Source organism: Streptomyces sp. NPDC027663, assembly GCF_055566415.1.
The window spans coordinates 1-1490 of the sequence record NZ_JBVHSK010000044.1 but is presented as its reverse complement, the minus strand read 5'-3'; the positions used below and the strand labels follow the sequence as shown (position 1 = coordinate 1490).

At 70.4% G+C, this 1490-nt stretch carries 1 protein-coding gene; it reads right to left on the bottom strand.

Annotation, left to right across the window (positions count from 1 at the left end):
- Positions 1-22 precede the first annotated feature (22 nt).
- Positions 23-1225 carry an IS110 family RNA-guided transposase gene (locus ACZ4SF_RS38110; RefSeq protein WP_468393676.1) on the bottom strand — a complete coding sequence of 401 codons (1203 nt, stop codon included), beginning with the start codon at positions 1223-1225 and terminating at the stop codon, positions 23-25.
- Between the last annotated feature and the right edge of the window lie 265 nt (positions 1226-1490).

Below are 1490 nucleotides of genomic sequence, written 5' to 3'. Positions count from 1 at the left end.
GGGGGTGCCTCTATGTCTTTCGTCAAGCGAGGCGTGGGGTTTTGGGTTCGTAGAAGGTGCCGTCGCGGAGCATGGCGAACAGGACGCTGATGCGGTGGCGGGCGAGGCGGAGGAGGGCCTGGGTGTGGGTTTTGCCTCGGGCTCGGCAGCGGTCGTAGTAGGTGCGGGAGGCGGGATCGTGGAGGGCGGCGAACGCGGAGAGGAACATGGCGCGTTTGAGCTGCCGGTTCCCGCCTCTGGGGGCGTGCTCGCCGTGGATCGAGGATCCCGATTGTCTGGTGGTGGGGGCGAGGCCGGCGTAGGAGGCCAGGTGGGCGGCGCTGGGGAACGAGCTGCCGTCGCCGACGGTGGTCAGGAGGACTGCGGCGGTCCTGACGCCGATGCCGGGCATCGAGGTCAGGACCGGGGAAAGAGGGTGGGCCTCCAGCAGGGCCTCGATCTGGGCTTGCAGTGCCCGGCGTTGTTCGTGGACGGCGGCCAGCGACTTGGCCAGCGACGGAATGATCACATCGAGTGTGCCGGTGCCCGGGACGACGACGGTCTGCTCGTCGAGGGCGTCGAAGATGTCGTCGACGAGCCGCTGGGCCATGCGCGGCGCTTTCGGCCGCAATATGCCGACGAGCTTGCGGCGGCCTGCCTTGCGCAGAGCGGCCGGGGATCCGTAGCGCTCGAGGAGCCAGGTGATGGCGGGGTGGTCCAGGCGGGGGCCCAGGACCCGTTCGAGGCTGGGGTGGAACTGGGTGAGCAGGCCGCGGAGGCGGTTGGAGGTGCGGTTGGCCTCGCCGGCCAGGTCGTGGTCGAAGCCGACCAGCATGGTCAGCTCGGCGGTGATCTCGTCGGCCAGTTCGAGGGAGCGCAGGGTGTGGGGCATGGTGCGGGCGGCGTCCGCGATGACGGCCGCGTCGCGGGCGTCGGTCTTGGCCTCACCCGGGTAGAGGTCGGCGATCCGGCGCATGGCGAGTCCGGGCAGGTAAGCGACCTTGCAGCCGGCGTCGCGGGCGACGGTCAGCGGCAGGGCGCCGATGGAGGCGGGCTGGTCCACGACCACCAAGACGGTGCCGAACTTGGCCTTGAGCTTGTCGAAGACGGCCCGCAGCTGGGGTTCGCCGTTCGGCAGGGCCTTGTCGAAGACCTTCTTCCCGGCCGGGGTGAGTCCGTGGCCGTGGTGGTTGCTCTTGCCGACGTCCAGGCCGAGGAAGACGCCCGTCTCGTCGATGTCGATCACCGTGCCCCCACATGCGTCGATGCTGTGCCGGCCTCGGCGGCGGGGCCGTTCGCGCGCATCCACGTTATGCAGACCTGCCGCCCGCGAGCTGCCCGGCATTGCGCCGGGCCGGGCGGTGGCCGGACCTCTGATCAGCGTCTCCGACGGCACCCCTCGGACCCGGTGACACCACCCCCCAGGTCATCCGTTCGACAGGGGGCAACAGTCATGCCGGGCCCGGAGGCCAGCGGCCCTCTTGCAGGACCGCAAAGAAGATAACGGGGCG